General features: G+C 74.0%; 16 protein-coding genes. 5 read left to right on the top strand and 11 right to left on the bottom strand.

The features are described 5' to 3' along the window. Positions 1 to 14: 14 nt before the first annotated feature. On the bottom strand, positions 15 to 1,241 hold the full coding sequence (locus ACI79P_RS01150; protein ID WP_456579204.1) for a PP2C family protein-serine/threonine phosphatase: 1,227 nt from the start codon (positions 1,239 to 1,241) through the stop codon (positions 15 to 17). A 192-nt stretch (positions 1,242 to 1,433) separates the two neighbouring features. After that, positions 1,434 to 1,838: a superoxide dismutase, Ni gene (sodN, locus tag ACI79P_RS01145; protein ID WP_456579203.1), complete on the bottom strand. Its 405-nt coding sequence runs from the start codon at positions 1,836 to 1,838 to the stop codon at positions 1,434 to 1,436. Positions 1,839 to 1,888: 50 nt separating this feature from the next. Here sodN and ACI79P_RS01140 point away from each other — a divergent pair, with 50 nt between their 5' ends. Continuing rightward, a complete protein-coding gene (locus tag ACI79P_RS01140) occupies positions 1,889 to 2,269 on the top strand; it encodes a S26 family signal peptidase (RefSeq protein WP_456579202.1) in 381 nt (126 codons plus the stop codon). A gap of 122 nt (positions 2,270 to 2,391) precedes the next feature. Beyond that, the gene (locus tag ACI79P_RS01135; protein ID WP_456579201.1) at positions 2,392 to 3,588 is read left to right on the top strand and encodes an NAD(P)-dependent malic enzyme; all 1,197 of its coding nucleotides are present in this window, start codon (positions 2,392 to 2,394) and stop codon (positions 3,586 to 3,588) included. On the opposite strand, the gene ACI79P_RS01130 is transcribed toward ACI79P_RS01135, so the two are convergent. The 3 genes from ACI79P_RS01130 to ACI79P_RS01120 all read right to left on the bottom strand — a co-directional run bounded on the left by ACI79P_RS01130 (position 3,578) and on the right by ACI79P_RS01120 (position 7,317). Then, positions 3,578 to 5,017, bottom strand: a complete 1,440-nt coding sequence (locus ACI79P_RS01130) for a pyridoxal phosphate-dependent decarboxylase family protein (protein ID WP_456579200.1) — start codon at positions 5,015 to 5,017, stop codon at positions 3,578 to 3,580. The genes ACI79P_RS01135 and ACI79P_RS01130 overlap by 11 nt on opposite strands. Then, positions 5,014 to 6,357, bottom strand: a complete 1,344-nt coding sequence (locus tag ACI79P_RS01125) for an MFS transporter (protein WP_456579199.1) — start codon at positions 6,355 to 6,357, stop codon at positions 5,014 to 5,016. Before ACI79P_RS01125 ends, ACI79P_RS01130 begins: the two co-directional genes overlap by 4 nt. A 138-nt stretch (positions 6,358 to 6,495) precedes the next feature. After that, positions 6,496 to 7,317, bottom strand: a complete 822-nt coding sequence (locus ACI79P_RS01120) for an LAGLIDADG family homing endonuclease (protein ID WP_456579198.1) — start codon at positions 7,315 to 7,317, stop codon at positions 6,496 to 6,498. A gap of 149 nt (positions 7,318 to 7,466) precedes the next feature. Here ACI79P_RS01120 and ACI79P_RS01115 point away from each other — a divergent pair, with 149 nt between their 5' ends. Next, positions 7,467 to 7,751: a hypothetical protein gene (locus ACI79P_RS01115; protein ID WP_456579197.1), complete on the top strand. Its 285-nt coding sequence runs from the start codon at positions 7,467 to 7,469 to the stop codon at positions 7,749 to 7,751. A gap of 9 nt (positions 7,752 to 7,760) precedes the next feature. Here ACI79P_RS01115 and ACI79P_RS01110 read toward each other — a convergent pair whose 3' ends face one another. From ACI79P_RS01110 to ACI79P_RS01085, 6 genes are all read right to left on the bottom strand, one after another. Continuing rightward, positions 7,761 to 8,474: a metal-dependent hydrolase gene (locus ACI79P_RS01110; protein WP_456579196.1), complete on the bottom strand. Its 714-nt coding sequence runs from the start codon at positions 8,472 to 8,474 to the stop codon at positions 7,761 to 7,763. A 149-nt stretch (positions 8,475 to 8,623) separates the two neighbouring features. Further along, complete coding sequence (locus tag ACI79P_RS01105; RefSeq protein ID WP_456579195.1) at positions 8,624 to 8,812, bottom strand: DUF6104 family protein; 189 nt, start codon at positions 8,810 to 8,812, stop codon at positions 8,624 to 8,626. 76 nt (positions 8,813 to 8,888) lie between these two features. Beyond that, positions 8,889 to 12,671 (bottom strand): multifunctional oxoglutarate decarboxylase/oxoglutarate dehydrogenase thiamine pyrophosphate-binding subunit/dihydrolipoyllysine-residue succinyltransferase subunit, encoded by a 3,783-nt coding sequence (locus tag ACI79P_RS01100; RefSeq protein ID WP_456579194.1) that lies wholly within the window; start codon positions 12,669 to 12,671, stop codon positions 8,889 to 8,891. 141 nt (positions 12,672 to 12,812) lie between these two features. Further along, positions 12,813 to 13,622, bottom strand: coding sequence for an ankyrin repeat domain-containing protein (locus tag ACI79P_RS01095; RefSeq protein ID WP_456579193.1), 810 nt, complete (start codon positions 13,620 to 13,622; stop codon positions 12,813 to 12,815). An 80-nt stretch (positions 13,623 to 13,702) separates the two neighbouring features. After that, positions 13,703 to 14,458, bottom strand: coding sequence for an ABC transporter permease (locus ACI79P_RS01090; RefSeq protein ID WP_456579192.1), 756 nt, complete (start codon positions 14,456 to 14,458; stop codon positions 13,703 to 13,705). Further along, the gene (locus tag ACI79P_RS01085) at positions 14,455 to 15,396 is read right to left on the bottom strand and encodes an ABC transporter ATP-binding protein (RefSeq protein ID WP_456579191.1); all 942 of its coding nucleotides are present in this window, start codon (positions 15,394 to 15,396) and stop codon (positions 14,455 to 14,457) included. The genes ACI79P_RS01090 and ACI79P_RS01085 overlap by 4 nt, the downstream gene beginning before the upstream one ends. A gap of 181 nt (positions 15,397 to 15,577) precedes the next feature. Here ACI79P_RS01085 and ACI79P_RS01080 point away from each other — a divergent pair, with 181 nt between their 5' ends. Then, complete coding sequence (locus ACI79P_RS01080; RefSeq protein WP_456579190.1) at positions 15,578 to 16,048, top strand: universal stress protein; 471 nt, start codon at positions 15,578 to 15,580, stop codon at positions 16,046 to 16,048. Between the two features lie 12 nt (positions 16,049 to 16,060). Next, positions 16,061 to 17,131 (top strand): adenylate/guanylate cyclase domain-containing protein, encoded by a 1,071-nt coding sequence (locus ACI79P_RS01075; protein WP_456579189.1) that lies wholly within the window; start codon positions 16,061 to 16,063, stop codon positions 17,129 to 17,131. Positions 17,132 to 17,154 lie beyond the last annotated feature (23 nt).

Raw genomic sequence — 17,154 nt, 5'->3', positions numbered from 1 at the left:
CTGGACCGCCCGGGTCAGGCGGGCGGGGAGGCGCGGTCGGGGTCGGCGCCGAAGGCGGTGGTGCGCACGCGGGGAGGGCCGCCGTACCAGTCCAGGCACACCATCGTGGCGTCGTCGCGCAGGTCACCGCCGGTGGCCCTCAGCACCGCGGCGCCCAGCTCCTGGACGACCTCGCGGGGGTGCAGGGCCGCACTGCCGGCCAGAGCGGCCGCGACGTCGAGGGAGGCGGCGTTGCGCTCCAGCATCCCGTCGGTCAGGAAGACGATCCGGTCGCCGGGCTCGAGCGGGAAGGACTGCACGGTGAAGGCCCTGCCCGGGACCACGCCGAACGGGGGCTCCACGGCCAGCTCGACCTCCGTCACCTGCCCGCCGCGGAGGCGCAGGGGGAGCGTGTGCCCGGCGTTGACGATCGCCGCGGCGCCCGTGTCCAGCTCCACCCGCAGGAGCTGCCCGGTGACGAACTGCCCCGGGTCGAAGCTCTCGGCGAGCGACTCGTTGGCGTACCGCGCCTGGCCCGCCAGGTCCAGGCCCTTGCGGCGCCCGTTCCGGAGCGCCCCGACCAGCAGGGTCGCCAGGAGCGCGGCCTCGACCTGGTGCCCGACCGCGTCGGTGATGGACAGCTGCAGGCAGTGCCGGTCCAGCGTGTAGTCGAAGGTGTCGCCACCCACCGAGCTGGCCGGCTCCAGCCACCCGGCGAGGGTGAACTGGCCCGCCTCGCAGGTGTAGGAGGCCGGCAGCAGCCGGCGCTGGATCTCCGCGGCGAGCGCGAAGGGCGTGGAGCGCTGTCCCCACTCGAAGACGTCGGTGTGCCGGCGCGCGGCGATGAGCACGTAGGCCAGGGCGTGGGCGGCGCTGCTGATGTCGGCGACCTCGTCGCTCGAGGGGTACCGCGGGACGTCGAGCTCCAGCAGCCCGATGGCGTCGCCCCGATCGGTCACCGGGACGATCAACCGGGCCCCGTCGTCCATCGGCTCGACGTCGGCCAGCTGGGTGCGCAGCACCCGCTCGTACCGCGTGCCGGGCAGCGGTAGCGTCTCGGCCTGCTCCGCGCCGTGGCTGCGGGCGCCCTCGACCCGGCCGGCCGCCGTGAGGCGGACGACGGCCCGCCCGCTGAAGTCGGCGAGGAGGAGCGTCACGGCGGTCGCGTCGACCATCTCGCCCAGCTCGGCGGCGACGACCTCGACAGCCTCGATGGGCGCTGCCGCCTCCACCTTCTGCAGCACCGCGCCGACGTCGATCACAGAACCTCCTGGTGTCGGCGGGGGACGAACCTGCTCGTCCACCGCTGGTCGTCTGTGCCCCGCGGCTCCCCGGAGCGAACGTGCTGCTCACCACGGGCGCCGGCCCGCCCGGCGACCCCGGCAGGGGCGCCCCGGACGACGGACGGCGCCGGCCGACGGGTGTCGACCGGCGCCGTCCGAGGCGGTGGGGGGTCAGGCAGCGGCCTTGGTCTCCCAGAAGATCTTGTCGATCTCGGCGATGTAGTCGAGCAGCTTCTGACCCTCGGCGGGGTCCATGCTGCCCTTGCCGCCGGCCGCGCCCGCCTGCTTGGTGGCCTTGTTGAACAGCTCGTGCAGGTGCGGGTACTTCTCGAAGTGCGGGGGCTTGAAGTAGTCGGTCCACAGCACCCACAGGTGGTGCTTGACCAGGTCGGCGCGCGCCTCCTTGATCAGGACGCACCGCTGGCGGAAGACCGGGTCCTCGTTGCCCTGGTACTTCTCCTGGATGGCCTTGACCGACTCGGCCTCGATCCGGGCCTGGGCCGGGTCGTACACGCCGCAGGGGAGGTCGCAGTGCGCGGTGGCCTCCACGGCGGAGAACATGCGGAACAGACGCATGGGGGTGCCTCCGGTGTCGTGGGGTGGTGTCGTCTGCGACCCTACTCGCGGTGATCGACGGCGACAGTTCGGGAGAGACCGCAGCTCCGCTACCCAGCGCCTGGATCCTGGTGCGGGTCAGCGGCCCCTCGATGTCGCCGACCCTCCGCGACGGCGACCGGCTGCTGGCCCGGCGGGTGCCGCCGGGCGGGCGCGTCCGCCCGGGTGACGTCGTCCTCGCGCGCTTCCCCGCGCGCCCGGAGCTCCTGACGGTCAAGCGGGCCCGGCGGGCGGTGGACGGCGGGCACTGGGTGGAGGGCGACAACCCGTTCCTGACCGACGACAGCCGCGCCTTCGGGGCCGCCGTCGTCGTGGGCCGGGTGCTGGGGCGGCTGTGGCCGCGCCCCGGCCGGCTGGCCCTTCCCCCGGACCTCGGCTCAGGCCCCGCGTAGCTGCGCGTACCGCTCCACGTGGGCGGCAGCGCGGGACCTGTCGTGGACGGCGAGCCAGGGGATCGCCACGTGCGCACCGCAGCGGCCGACCGGGGTCGGGCCGGGTTTACGCTGCTGTGCCCATGAACGGAAATGCGGCTACCGGGGACCACGTCGGCACCGACCGGTTCGCCTCCGACCCGGCGTTCGCGGTGCACGAGGGCGGCAAGCTCTCGATGTCCTCGACCCGCTCGATCGGCTCCACGGCCGATCTCGCCCTCACGTACACCCCGGGGGTCGCCCGGGTGTCGAGCGCGATCGCCGCCGAGCCGGAGCTCGCCCGGCGGTTCACCTGGGCGCCCCGCGTCGTCGCCGTCGTCTCCGACGGCACCGCCGTGCTCGGCCTGGGCGACATCGGTCCGGTCGCCTCGCTCCCGGTCATGGAGGGCAAGGCCTGCCTCTTCAGCGAGTTCGCCGGGCTCTCCTCGGTGCCGATCGTGCTCTCCACCACCGACGTCGACGAGATCGTCGAGACGGTGGCGGCGATCGCGCCGTCGTTCGGGGGGATCAACCTCGAGGACATCAGCGCGCCGCGCTGCTTCGAGATCGAGGCGCGGCTGCGCGAGCGCCTCGACATCCCCGTCATGCACGACGACCAGCACGGGACGGCGATCGTCGTCCTCGCCGCGCTGCGCAACGCCGCGACGGTGGTCGGCCGCGAGCTGGAGGATCTGCGGGTGGTCGTCTCCGGCGCGGGCGCCGCCGGCGTCGCCTGCACCAAGATCCTGCTCGAGGCGGGCGTCGCGGAGATCGCCGTCGCCGACTCCCGGGGGATCCTGCACACCGGTCGCGAGGGGCTGACCGGCACCAAGCGCTGGCTGGCGGAGAACACCAACGCCTCGGGCTTCGCCGGCTCGATGGTGTCGGCGCTGCGCGGGGCCGACGTCTACCTGGGGGTCTCCGGGGGATCGGTGCCCGAGGCGGCGATCGCGTCGATGGCCGAGAACTGCATCGTCTTCTCGCTCGCCAACCCGACGCCCGAGGTGGACCCGGAGATGGCCGCGAGGTACGCCGCGGTCGTCGCCACCGGCCGCAGCGACCTGCCCAACCAGATCAACAACGTGCTGGCGTTCCCCGGCGTCTTCCGCGGCGCCATCGACGCCGGCGCGAGGCGCATCACCGAGGAGATGAAGCTGGCCGCGGCGACCGCGATCGCCGGCGTCGTCGGTGACGAGGTGCGGGCCGACTACATCGTGCCCAGCCCCCTGGACCGCCGCGTCGCGACCGCCGTCGCCGAGGCCGTGGCCGCCTGCGCGAGGGAGCAGGGCGTCACTCGCTGAGCGTGGGCCGGTAGACCCGGCCCAGCACGCCGGAGAGCAGCCGCTCGGCGACCGGCCGGGGGAGCGCGGCGACGAGGGCGTGCACCGGCGCCATGCGCACGGGCAGCGATCCGCCGGAGACCCCCGCCAGCTCCAGCAGCGCCTCGACCTCGGCGACCGTCAGCGCCGCCGGGTCGATCGTGGCCGCCGCGGCCACCAACCCGGGGTCGGGCACCGGTGGGGGCAGCGCCGCGGCGGCGCGCGCGGCGTCGCGGAGGTCGGCGAGCAGGGCCTCCACCCGGTCGGCGGTGGCCGCCGTCACGGTGAGGTGCAGGGTGGCGGGCAGGTCGCCGCCGTCCTGGGCGAAGGGCGGCTGCGGCTGCAGCAGCCAGCCGCGCGCCGTCATCTCGTCGGCGAGGTGGAGCACGTCCACGCCGTCGGGGCCGTCCGCGGCCAGGGCGACCAGCGTCGCCACCGGTCGGCCGACCACCCGGAGCCCGTCGACGGCGGCGGCGCCGTCCGCGAGCCGCAGCGTGGCCTCCCGCGCCCGGCGGGCCAGCTCCCGGTACCCGTCGGTGCCCAGCCAGCGGTGCACCGCCCAGGCGGCCGCCATCGCCCCGGCGGGGCGGGTGCCGGCCAGCGTCGGGTTCACCACCGGGTAGCCCGGCCAGCCGGCGGTGCTGAACCAGTGCGCGTGCCGCAGCTCGGGGGTGGCGGTGAGCAGCACCGACACGCCCTTGGGCGCGTAGCCGTACTTGTGCAGGTCCACCGACAGCGACGTCACCCCCGGCACGGAGAGGTCGAAGGGCTCGGGGACGTCGTCGAGGTAGGGGAGCACCCACCCGCCGATGCAGGCGTCCACGTGGCACGGGACGCCTGCGGCTGCCGCGAGCCCCGCGATGGGGCCGACCGGGTCCAGCACGCCGTGCGGGTAGGACGGCGCGCTGACGACCACCAGCACCGTCCGCTCGTCCAGCTGCCGCTCCACCGCCCTGGGGTCCGCCCGGCAGGTCTCCGGATCGACGGGGAGGTCCACGACCTCGACGCCGAACAGGTGCGCGGCCTTGCGGAAGGCCGCGTGCGCGGTGACCGGCAGGAGGAGCCGCGGCCGCCCTGAACCGCCGCGGGCGCGCCACTGCTCGCGGGCGGCGAGGACGGCGAGCGCGCAGCTCTCGGTGCCGCCGCTGGTCAGCGTCCCCACGGCGTCCGGACCGCCGCCGAGCAGCCCGAGCGCGGCGCCGACGAGGTCGTTCTCGATGCGGGCCACGCTGGGGAAGGCGGTGGGGTCGAGGGCGTTGGTCCACTGGAACGCCGCCTGCGCGGCGGCGGCGAACTCGTCGACCTCGGCGCGGCCGGAGTCGTAGACGTAGGCCATGGTCGCGCCGCCGTGGGTGGGCACGTCCCCGGCCTGCAGCGCGGTGAGCTCGGCGAGCACCTCGGTCGGGTTCACGCGTGGACCTCCTGGGTCGGGACGGCGTCGAGCCGGTAGCGGGCGAGCACGGGGACGCTGGCCAGGACGAGCAGTGCCGGCACGACGGTGAAGCCGAGCCGGACGGCGAGGACGGCGCCGCTGGACTGCGCGACGACCTGGTCCCCGGTGGAGGAGACGTAGCCGGCGACCGCGAGCAGCCCCCCGAGCAGGCCGGGGCCGACGGCCAGGCCGAGGGTCTCGGCCGCGGTCCAGACGCCGGTGAACACCCCCGCCCGGCGCTCGCCCGAGGACGCCTCGTCGACGGCGATGACGTCGGGGAGCATCGCCAGCGGGAACATCTGCATCCCCGCGTAGCCGATGCCGACCAGCACCACCAGCGCGACCGCCGCGTCCGTGCCGCCCTCGGGGACGACGGCGAGCGCGGCCGCGGCGCAGGCGAACAGCAGCGACGCGGCCAGCAGCGCGGTGCGCTTGCCGACCCGGCGGCCGACCCGCAGCCACACCGGCATGACCAGGATCGCCGGGCCCACCAGCGCGGCGAACAGCAGCGTCCCGGCGGCGGGGTCGCCCAGCACCTGCTCGGAGAAGTAAGGGACGCCGGCCAGCATGACCCCGATGCCGAGCGCCTGGACGACGAAGCCGGTGAGCAGCAGCCGGAACGGTCGCGCCCGCCACGCCCGCCGGAGCGTGGCGAGCAGCCGGCCCTCGCTGCGCACCCGGGTCAGCGTCGGCGCGTTGCGGGTGCCGACGACGGCGCCGAGCATCCCCAGGGCGAGCAGGACGGCGACGAACACCGCCATGGCCAGGTAGCCGCCGCGGCCGTCGCCGAAGGCGTCGACGACGGCGGGCGCGCCCGCGCCGGCCAGCAGGATGCCGAACGCCAGCGCCGCGACGCGCCAGGACATCAGCGTCGACCGCTCATCGGGGTCATCGGTGATCTCGGCCGGCTGGGCCACGTAGGGCACCTGGAAGCAGCCGTAGGCGGTGGCGGCGAGCAGGAAGGTGACCGCCACCCACGCCGCTGCCGCCGCCGGCGGGGCGCCGGGCCCGGCGAAGACGAGCACGAAGAGCGGGGGCAGGGCGACCCCTCCGGCCAGCATCCACGGCCGGCGGGGGCCCCAGCGGCTGCTCGTCCGGTCCGAGCGGCTGCCGATCCAGGGGTTGAGCAGCACGTCCCAGGCCTTGGGTGCGAAGACCACGAGGCCGGCGATCCCGGCGGCCACGCCGAGCACGTCGGTCAGGTAGTACAGGAGCAGCAGCCCGGGCACGGTGCCGAACGCGGCCGTCGCGATCGAGCCCGTGGCGTAGCCCAGGTGGGTGCCCCGGGAGAGGCGGGGCCTCGATGAGACGGCGGTCACAAGATCGAGACCGTACCCGCTGGCGGGGCGCCGGGGAGGGCTTCCCCTGGGCCCCGCCGCAAGCATGCGCGCGATGACGACCAGACGCGGTCCTCGCTCGCTGCCGGCCGGGGCGTCCGCCCCTGTCGGCTGCGTCTCTCAGCTCGGTGGCCCGGTCGGCTGTTCGCCGTGTCGCCGTTCGATTCCTCCGGCGCTCGCTCGACGGAGACGACAGCGGCGCATGCTCACCGACTGCTCGCTCCTCCGCAGTCGACGTGCCACCTGTCGCACCGAACCGTTGAACACATCGGCGTCCTCCTGTGCTGTCCACCGACGAGCACCGGCTACCGGTCGTGCTCGCATCCCCGTCGGCCGTGTCCACGCCGCTACACGCCGGGCGGCCTCGCGCTTCCGGTCGACCGCGAGGCAACCGTCGGGGTAGAGCCACCCAGCCAGAGAGGCCGCCGGGTCGGCGGTCACCATGATGTTGAAGACGCCGTCACGCGCGTTCCGGTTGGCTGCCCGGTAGGCGCCGACGACTTCGAGGGCCTGGGTGCAGAAGAACTCGGCGAGCGGTTGACTTGCGGTCACGAATCCGACGAACGGTCGCCCGGTGCTGCTGAAGCCGACACACCCGTCGCCGTCAATCAATCCGCGCAGGTAATCCCGGACGCTGAACGGGCCCGGTGGTGGTGCCGCCGTCATCGACTTGCGTCCGGTCGGCAGCCCCAGCTCGACGAGCTCCTGGCGCAACGCCAGGTCGCACGCCGTCCAGGTCGCGGAGCGGTGCCTTCCGAAGTTCGTGGTGCGCTCCCGACAGGAAACCCGCGAGTAGACGTCGAACAGGGTGGTGAACGAATGCAGCACGGCCGCGTCCCGCTCGGACAACTCGATCGATAGGCGGCCCCGCTGACGGGTGCCGGCGTAGTGATTGCCGTCAGTCTGCGCGAATCCGAAGAAGTAGGCGTGGTCGGGGCGCATCAGATCTACCTGCGGCACACCAGCGAAGTTATCGGCGGGCGGTGACGATTTCGTGCGGGTCCGCCAGGACCGGGAGGGTTTCCGCGGGGACCCGCCCCGCCTCCGGCGACCTGTTTGCCGCACCCCCCGTCCGCGGGTACCTGCTCCCCATGGCGAGCGTTGCGGCGACGGGTCAGTGGGTCGACCCCGACGACGGCATCCGGTACCCCGCCGGGGAGGTCCACGCCTGGGAGCGCGGGCGCAACGAGACCGTGTGCGGGCTGGCGCTCAGCCGGTCGCGGCTCGCCCGCTTCCCGCACGTCGGTTGGCCCGACGTGCAGCCGGAGTCCGGCCGGCACGCCGAGGAGGTGCAGTCGGTGTGCCGCCGCTGCCGGGCCGGTCAGGGCGCCCGGCGCGACGACCGCGGCTGGACGCGGACGAACCCGCGCCCGTGAGGTCGCGGCTCAGCCGGCGGTGAGCAGCCGGTCGACCACCGGGGCGAGCGCCGTGTGCAGCTCGGTGTTGCTGTACGAGAACACCACCGTCGCGACGACGAACAGCGGCACGAGGGCGATCTTCTCGATCGTGGCCCCGGTGCGGATGGGGGAGAGGGCCAGCCGCCTGCGCTTGACCAGCCACAGGAGCGGCACGGGCACCCCCGCGGTGGTGATCGCGTCGCCCAGCACGTGGGTCAGCACGCCCGCCGCGACGGCCCACGGCAGCCAGGCCGGCGGTGCCATGTGCCCGAGCAGCAGCCAGGCGCCGCCCCAGGAGAGCAGCAGGTTGCCGAGGATGGTCGTCTCGGTGCGGCCCGGGATGACGAAGTGCAGCGCCCGCAGCGCCAGCCCGATCCCGAGCGCCATCAGCAGCAGGCTCGACCAGTAGGCGCCGGCCGCGGCGAGCGCCAGCGCCCCGAACGCCAGCGGCGCGAGGACCGCGTCGTGCGTGCCCCAGCGGTGGCCGCCGGCGAGCGCGCCGATCGCCCCCGCCGGCACGTCGGTGACCGGGCCCCACATGTCGGAGACGGTGGAGCTGCGGTGGTCGAGGTCGGGCAGCATCGCGAACCCGCCGACGGCGGCGATCCAGGCACCCTGGGCGACGGAGCCCTGCACGGGTGCCCAGGGCAGGGTGGCGGCACCGACGGCGAGGCCGGAGAGCGCGTGCGAGTGACCGAGCACCTACCGAGCGTGCCTGGCGAGAAGGGCGCAGCGGCGCAGGCACGCGGAGGGGCGGGCGGAACCGGCCCGCTGCGATGAACTCGTGGGATCAGCGGGTGATGGCCACGAGTTCGTCGTCCTGGGCGCGCGAGCTCCCCGTCCGTCGTCCCTCAGTCGTCCAGGTCGTCGTCGTCCGTGCCCCCGCGGGCCAGCCAGGTGGCCAGCCGTTCGACGGGGACCTCGAAGTCGGGGTGCTGGTCGACGAACGCCTGCATCTGGTCGGCCAGCCAGGCCAGGGTGACCTGCTCGGCGCCGCGCCGCTCGGCCAGCTCCTCCAGGCCCCGGTCGGTGAAGTACATGCCGGAGAACCTACGACGCCCGGCCCCCGTGGTGTTCGGGGGCCGGGCGCGGAAGGGGACGCGAGCGTCCGCGGGGTCAGTCGGCGAACGCCTCGGCGACCAGCTTGCGCTGCTCGACCTCGTGGACCTTGGCCGAGCCGACGGCGGGGCTGGCCGACGCGCGGCGGCTGACCCGCCGGAGCGTGCGGCCCTCGGGCAGCTCCTCGGGCAGGTTGACCGCCATGAACTGCCAGGCGCCCATGTTCGCCGGCTCCTCCTGCACCCAGACCACGTCCGTCGCCTCCGGGTAGCGCTCGAGCTCCGCCCGGATCTGCTCGGCCGGCAGCGGGTAGAGCTGCTCGACGCGGACGATCGCGGTGTCGGCGGTGCCCTCGTTCTCCCGCTGGGCCATCAGGTCGTAGGCCACCTTGCCGCTGCAGAGCAGCACCCGGCGCACCGCAGAGGCCTCCAGCGGCTCGCCGCCCACCCCGGTGTCGGGGAGCACCGGCCGGAAGTTCTCCTCGGTGAAGTCCTCGACGGGGCTGACCGCCGCCTTCGCCCGCAGGAGCGACTTCGGCGTGAACACCACCAGCGGGCGGTGCACGTCGGAGAGCGCCTGGCGCCGCAGCAGATGGAAGTAGTTGCCGGGGGTGGTGCAGTTGGCGACGGTCATGTTGTTCTCCGCCGACAGCTGCAGGAACCGCTCGATCCGACCGCTGGAGTGGTCGGGGCCCTGGCCCTCCATGCCGTGCGGCAGGAGCAGGACGACGCCGGAGCGCTGGCCCCACTTCGCCTCACCGGAGCTGATGAACTCGTCGATGACCATCTGCGCCCCGTCGACGAAGTCGCCGAACTGGGCCTCCCACAGCACGAGCGCCTTGGGGTTGGCCACGGAGTAGCCGTACTCGAAGCCGAGCGCGGCGTACTCGCTGAGCAGCGAGTCGTAGACGAAGAACTTCGCCTGCTCCTCGGTCAGGTTGGCCAGCGGCGTGTACTCGGCGCCGTTCTCCCGGTCGATGAGCACCGAGTGGCGCTGCACGAAGGTGCCGCGGCGGGAGTCCTGGCCGGCCAGCCGCACCGGCACCCCCTCCATGAGCAGCGACCCGAACGCCAGCAGCTCACCCATGGCCCAGTCGATGCCGCCCTCGCTGGCCATCGCGGCCCGCCGCTCGAGCATCTTCTGCAGCTTCGGGTGCGGCGTGAAGTCCGTCGGGAAGGAGACGTGCGCGTCGCCGATGGTCTTGAGGACCTCCTGCGTGATCGCCGTCTGCACCGTGGACTCCTGCGGCGTGCGCGGGTCCATGACCGGCTCGGGCTTGGAGGAGTCCTGCGCGTCGTGGGTCTCGGCGAAGGCGCGCTCGAGCTGGCCGCGGTAGTCCTTGAGGGCCTCCTCGGCCTCCTCGAGCGTGATGTCGCCGCGACCCACCAGCGCCTCGGTGTACAGCTTCCGCACCGAGCGCTTGCGGTCGATGATGTCGTACATCAGCGGCTGGGTCATCGAGGGGTCGTCGCCCTCGTTGTGGCCGCGGCGGCGGTAGCAGACGAGGTCGATGACGACGTCCTTCTTGAACGTCTGCCGGTACTCGACCGCCAGCCGGGCCACCCGGACGCAGGCCTCGGGGTCGTCGCCGTTGACGTGGAAGATCGGCGCGTTGACCATCCGCGCGACGTCGGTGGAGTACAGCGTCGAGCGCGCCGAACCGGGGCTGGTGGTGAAGCCGACCTGGTTGTTGATGACGACGTGCACGGTGCCGCCGGTGCGGTAGCCGCGCAGCTGGGAGAGGTTCAGCGTCTCCTGGACCACGCCCTGGCCGGCGAACGCCGAGTCCCCGTGCAGCAGGACGGGGAGGACGGTGAAGCCCTGCTCGCCCTTGTCGATCATGTCCTGCTTGGCGCGGACGATGCCCTCGAGGACGGGGTTGACCGTCTCCAGGTGGCTGGGGTTGCTGGCCAGGGAGACGGCGATCTCCGCGTCCTCGCGGAACGGGTTGCGGAACGTGCCCGTGGCCCCGAGGTGGTACTTCACGTCGCCGGAGCCCTGGACGGTGCCCGGGTCGATGTTGCCCTCGAACTCGCCGAAGATCTTGGCGTAGCTCTTGCCGAGCACGTTGGCCAGGACGTTGAGCCGGCCGCGGTGGGCCATGCCGATCGCGACCTCGTCCAGGCCGTGGTCCGTGCCGGCGATGAGCACCTCGTCGAGGATCGGGATGACCGACTCCCCGCCCTCGAGGCTGAACCGCTTCTGCCCGACGTACTTGGTCTGCAGGAAGGTCTCGAAAGCCTCCGCGGCGTTGAGCCGGCCGAGCACGTGCTTCTGCTTCTCACGGTCGGGCTGTGCGTGCTTGAGCTCGATCCGCTGCTGGAGCCACTCGCGCTCCTCGGGATCGGTGATGTGCATGTACTCCACGCCGACCGTGCGGCAGTAGGAGTTGCGCAGCACGCCGAGGATGTCCCGCAGCGGCATGAGGCGCTCACCGGCGAAGCCGCCGACCGGGAACTTCCGGTCGAGGTCCCACAGGGTCAGCCCGTGCTGGAGGATGTCGAGGTCGGGGTGGGTGCGGACCTTGAACTCGAGCGGGTCGGTGTCGGCCATGAGGTGGCCGTTGCGCCGGTAGGACTCGATGACCTCGATGACCCGGGCTTCCTTGTCGATCTGCCCCTCGCGCGTGACCCGCACGTCCGGCATCCAGCGCACCGGCTCGTAGGGGATCCGCAGCGAGCGGAAGACCTCGTCGTAGAAGCCGTCCTCGCCCAGCAGCAGCGAGTGCAGCTTCCGCAGGAAGTCGCCCGACTCCGCGCCCTGGATGATCCGGTGGTCGTAGGTGGAGGTGAGCGTGATGATCTTCGAGACGCCCATCTCGGTGAGCACCTCGGGGCTCATCCCCTGGAACTCGGCGGGGTACTCCATCGCGCCCACGCCGATGATCGCGCCCTGCCCGGCGGTCAGCCGCGGCACCGAGTGGTTGGTGCCGATGGTGCCGGGGTTGGTCAGGCTGATCGTGGTGCCGGAGAAGTCCTCCATCGTCAGCTTGTTGTTCCGGGCGCGGCGGATGATGTCCTCGTAGGCGGCCCAGAAGCCGGCGAAGTCCAGCTCCTCGGCGCCCTTGATGGAGGCCACGACCAGCGACCGCGAGCCGTCGGGCTTGGGCAGGTCGATCGCCAGCCCGAAGTTGACGTGCGCGGGCGCCACCAGCACCGGCTTGCCGTCGACCTCGGCGAAGGCGCTGTTCATGTTGGGGAACGAGTCCAGCGCCCGGATCAGCGCGTAGCCGATCAGGTGCGTGAAGGAGATCTTGCCGCCACGCGCGCGGGCCAGGTGGTTGTTGATGACGATCCGGTTGTCGACCAGCAGCTTGGCCGGCACCGCCCGCACGCTCGTCGCCGTCGGCACGGTCAGCGAGGCGTTCATGTTCTTGACCACCGCCGCGGCGGCGCCCCGCAGCGGGGACTGCTTGCCCTCGCCCGCCGGCGGCTTGGGCGCCGGGGGAGCGGCCTTGGCGGCGGGGGGAGCGGCCTTGACGGTGGCAGGAGCGGCGGGCTGGTCGGTCTTCTGCACGGGCGGGCTCCCCGTCGGCTGGGACCCGGCGGCCGGGCGCTGGACGTCGGGCTTCTTGGCGGCGGGGGCCGCGGGCGCGGGGGAGGCCGGAGCCTCGGCGGGGGCCGCCTCCTCCGCGGCCGGCGCCGCGTTCCCCGACGGCGCGTGCTCCCGGTCGCCACCGGCCGGCGGACCGGGACGGTAGTCGGCGAAGAACTCGTGCCACGCCTGATCGACGCTGGCCGGGTCGGCGAGGAACTGCTGGTACATCTCCTCGACCAGCCACTCGTTGGTGCCGAAACCGGCGACCGGGGACGAGTTGGACGACGGTCGGGATGAACTCACGCTTGACACGGGGTCGAGTGCCTTCTTCGTCTCGGGGCTGCGTCTGAGGGGCGCGTCGCTGGACCGGGTGTCGAGTCTACGCCCGTCCCCGGTCGCCGACCGGGTGCGGAGCCGGATCCGCGCGCCCGTCCCACGTCGGGGTCAGTGGGTGGCGCCGTGGGCGACCAGGAGATCGACCAGGGCGTCGTTGCCACTGGCCTGGTCGTCGTCCTCCTGCCGGTGCCTGGCCGCCGCCACGCGGCTGATGTCGAGCGCGCTGGCACCGTCGTGCGTGGTGGCGTTGACGTCGGCCCCCGCGTCCAGCAGCGCCCGGACGATCTCCGGTGCGTCCCCCGTCGCGCCCGTCGCCACGGCGGTGTGCAGCGGGGTGCGCCCGGTGTCGGGATCCCGGCGGTCCACGTCGGCGCCGGCGTCCAGGAGCAGGCGGACCAGCTCCGCGCTGCCGCCGGCGGCCGCGGCGTGCAATGCGCCCCCGTCGGCGTCGGCCCCACGCGCCAGCAGCAGCCGCGCGGCGCCCGCGGCGCCCCCGTACGCGGCCCAGGCCAGCAGGTCGACCCCCGTGGCGGGGTCGGTCAACGCCGCCCCGCCGTCCAGCTCCGCGGTGAGCCGGTCGACGTCGTCGAGGTAGGCGGCGCTGGGGGCGTCGACGACGGCCCCGAGCTCCACCAGCACCGGGACCAGATCGGGCGCGTGCTCCAGCGCCACGTGCAGCGGTGTGCGGTGCTGGTCCGTGCGCGCGGCGAGGTCCGCCCCGGCCGAGGCGAGGACGCGGACGACCTCGACCCGGTCGCAGGCGACCGCCAGGTGCAGGGGGGTCCAGCCGTCCTGGCCGTCCCGCTCGACGGAGCCCTCGAGCAGCTGGGGCGAGTCGGCGACCGCCGACCGGACGGCATCGGTCTCGCCGTCGACGATCAGCCGGCCGAGTCGTTGGACGGTCATGCGAGTGGTCACGCGTTCTCCGTTCTGCGTTCGCGGCTGCCCGGCGCGTGCTCTCGACCGGGGCGGGGGCGTGGGACGAGCCCCCGGCCGTCTCAGGCGATGTCGCGGCGGACGGCCAGGAAGGTGCCCAGCAGGGCCGCCACGAGACCGTAACCGAGCAGCAGCAGACCGCCCTGCCACGCCTCCAGGAGGTCGGGGCCCTGGAGGGTCGCGGTGAGCGCCTCCAACGCACCTCCCGGCATCCACTTGTACGCCCCCGAGGTGGCCGGGATCGACCGGATGATCGGCTCGATGACGAACAGGTAGACCAGCCCGCCGACGATCGCCCCGACCTGGTTGCGCAGCAGCGCACCGAGCCCCACGCCGATGACCGCGTAGATGATCAGCGCCAGCCCGGAGCTGCCCAGCGTGCCGAGGTTGTCGGCGTCCAGCGCCGGCGCCGCGCCGCGCGCTCCGGCGTGGATCGCGACGGTCGCGTAGTTGACGACCAGCACGACCAGCGCGAACAGCGTCGCCGCCAGCGCGTAGGCCAGCAGCTTGGCGATCACGACGCGGCCGCGGCGCGGGGTGGTCAGGAACGTCGGCGTCGCCGTCCGGTGCCGGTACTCCTGGGTCATCCCGATGATGCCGACGATGAGGAAGAGGACGTTGACGTTCACGGCGTTCGCCATCGCCAGCTCTTCGTAGATCGGCGTGCCCACGGCCGGGATGCCCGACTCGGGGTTGCCGGCGAAGGAGGTGAGCAGGACGGCGAAGCCGATCACCATGACGCAGGCGCCCAGCAGCAGGCCCAGCCACACCCTGGTCGTGAACAGCTTGGTCCACTCGGCGCGGATCAGGTGGGTCATCGCGAGAGCTCCGGGGTCGTCGCGCCGGCGGCGTACTGCTCCTGGCCGGCGGTGAGCTGGAAGTAGATCTCCTCCAGGCCGCTGGTGCGCGAGCGCAGCTCGTGCAGCTCCACCCCGGCGGTGAAGGCGCGGGCGCCGACCTCGGCGGTGGTGCGGCCGGTGACGGTCAGGGAGTCGCCGTCGAGCGTGACGGACGTGCCGTCGGCGCGCAGCGAGTCGGCCAGCCGGGTCGCCTCGGGGCTGCGCACCAGCACCGAGCCGGCGCCGTCGGCCCCGGCGCGCAGCTGCGCCATCGAGCCCTCGCGGACCAGCCGGCCGGCGCCGACGATGACGACGCGGTCGACGGTCTGCTCCACCTCCGAGAGCAGGTGGCTGGAGACCAGCACCGTGCGGCCCTGGTCGTGGGCGAGGTGGCGGAGGAAGCCTCGCAGCCACTGGATGCCCTCGGGGTCCAGGCCGTTGGCCGGCTCGTCGAGCACCAGCACGGCGGGGTCGCCGAGCAGTGCCGTGGCCAGCCCGAGCCGCTGGCGCATCCCGAGGGAGTAGCCGCCGGCGCGCCGTCGCCCGGCGTCGGTCAGCCCGACCTGGGCCAGCACCGCGTCGGCGCGCTCGACCGGCAGCCCGGCCGCGCGGCAGTAGACGCGCAGGTGGTTGCGGCCGGACCGGGCCGGGTGGAACGCGGTCTCCAGGACCGCGCCGACGGTGCGGACCGGCTCCCGCAGCGCCGTGTACGGGGTGCCGTCGAACGTGGCGGTGCCCGCGTCGGGGCGGACCAGCCCGAGCAGCATGCGCAGCGTGGTGGTCTTGCCCGCGCCGTTGGGGCCGAGGAACCCGGTGACCGTGCCCGGCTCGACGGTGAAGCCCAGGTCGCTCACCGCCCGGACGGAGCCGAAGGACTTGGTGAGCCCCCGGACCTCGACCCGCACGGGGTCGGTCACGGGGGAGTGGGGGGTGGCGATGTCGCTCCTCCTGATCTGGTGGCCCGTGTCCCGCCCATCCAAGCGCACCGGCACGATGTTCCGGCACCCCGCGGGCACGTTTTCACCGCTCCGTCGCCCGCGCGCCCGGTGCGCGTGACCCCGGGCACACGGCCGCGCGCCGTCCCTTAGAGTGCGCGCCGTGAGCGAGCCCGTGAACGCCTACACCACGGTCGTCGTCGGAACCGACGGGTCGGAGTCCTCGCTGCGCGCGGTCGCCCGGGCCGGGGCACTGGCCGGCGCCTGCGGCGCGACGCTGGTGGTCGCCTGCGCCTACCTCCCCACGGAGACCGACGACCGGGAGCTCGCCCGGGCGCAGGACGTGCTGGGGGACGAGGCCTACCAGGTGGTCGGGTCCCACCCCGCCGAGGAGACCGTGCGCACCGCCGCCGAGCGCGCCCTGGCCTCCGGCGCCCGCGACGTGCGCACCGTGGCGGTGATGGGATCACCGGTCGAGACGCTGCTGGAGGTCGTCCGCCGGGAGAAGGCGGACCTGCTCGTCGTCGGCAACCGGGGCCTCAGCAGCATCAAGGGTCGGCTGCTGGGCTCGGTCCCGGCCGACGCCACCCGCCGGTCGGGGTGCGACGTGCTGGTCGTCCACACCACGGACTGAGGTCCGGGGCGCATGGACGACGCCGGGGCGGGTCCTGAGCCGGGCGCCCGCGAGGCGCTGGAGCGGCTGCTGCTCGGCGGCCCCCGGCGCTACACCCGCCTGGACGTCGGCCGGATGGCCGGCATGCCACCGGAGCGGACGCAGCGGCTGTGGCGGGCGCTCGGCTTCCCCGACGCCGCCGACGACGACCCCGCTTTCACCGACGCCGACATCGCCGCGCTGGGCGTCCTCTCGACCCTGATCGACTCCGGCTTCGTCGACACGGAGAGCGAGGCCTCCATCGCCCGGGCGATGGGGCAGTCGCTCTCCCGGCTGGCCGACTGGCAGACCGACATGCTGGCCGACGCGCTGCTGCGCGGGGCGCGGGCCGACGAGGACCCGGCCGCGACCACGGAGCGGGCGGTGGCCGCCGCCCAGGCGCTCCTGCCCCGGCTGCGCGAGGTGCAGGACTACGTCTGGCGCCGGCACCTGGTGGCCAACGTCGACCGCCTGCTGGCCGCGACCGGGCCCGGCGACCGCCGGGAGCTGGCGGTGGGCTTCGCCGACCTCGTCGGCTACACCTCGCGCAGCCGGGGCATGGGTGGCCGCGAGCTCGGCGCGATGGTCGAGGACTTCGAGAGCACCGCCGCCGAGGTGATCGCCCGGCACCACGGCCGGGTGGTGAAGACCGTCGGCGACGGCGTCCTCTTCACCGCGTGGTCGGCGACGGACGCCGCGGACATCGGCCTGGAGCTCCCCGACGCCTGGGCGGCCGACGACCGCCCGCCCCTGCGGGTCGGCGCCGCCTACGGCGCGGTCCTCACCCGGCTCGGCGACGTCTACTCGCCGGTGGTCAACCTCGCCAGCCGGCTGACGTCGCTGGCCCGACCGGGCGCCCTGCTGGTCGACCGGGACCTCGCCGACCGGTTGCGCGCGGTGGGCGACTACCGGATCCGGCCGCTGCGGCGGGTGTCGGTGCGCGGCTACGACCACCTGCAGCCGTGGCTCGTGCGGCGGGCGAGGGTGGTCGCGGAGGACGCCGACAGCGGCTACGGGGAGGACGCCTTCGACGTCGACGACGACCCGTCGGCGAGCCGGGACTGAGCGCCTCGCGGGCGCTTGGCAGG

The sequence above is a fragment of the Blastococcus sp. SYSU DS0510 genome (assembly GCF_054050835.1).
This window is presented reverse-complemented; position numbering and strand designations above follow the sequence as displayed.